Raw genomic sequence first — 387 nt, forward strand, 5'->3', positions numbered from 1 at the left:
CGAACGACGAGCGCACCAGCACCGCATACGGAATGCCGTGCTTGGCCCCCGCGTGGCCGATCAGCAGCATGGGCACGAGCACGATCAAATTGCCGAGCAATACGGTCAACACCGCCTGCCACGGCGACATGCCCTGTTCGGTCAAGCCGGCGGCCAGCATGTATGACGCAATGTTCATCACCATGCCGACCCACAGCGCCGCGAAGTGATACCAGCGCCATGTGCGCTGCGCAGTGCCGGTCGGCGCAAGGTCGTCGTTGTAAAGACTGCTGCTGTGCACGCCGGCCGCGAATTGCGGGTCGGCGGGTTGCGCGGTCTGCTTCATCGAAAGATCTCCACTTGAACGTTGCAGCCCGCGCGGCTTCTTGCGAGATCGGAAGAGCGTCG

General features: G+C 63.6%; 1 protein-coding gene. It reads right to left on the minus strand.

Features of this window, described 5'->3' with window-relative positions; translation table 11 throughout:
- A partial coding sequence (locus EN859_RS35680) for a cytosine permease (RefSeq protein ID WP_189502509.1) occupies positions 1–325 on the minus strand: 325 nt, incomplete at its 3' end.
- Between the last annotated feature and the right edge of the window lie 62 nt (positions 326–387).

Source organism: Mesorhizobium sp. M00.F.Ca.ET.216.01.1.1 (genome assembly GCF_004010325.2).
Classification (GTDB): domain Bacteria; phylum Pseudomonadota; class Alphaproteobacteria; order Rhizobiales; family Rhizobiaceae; genus Mesorhizobium.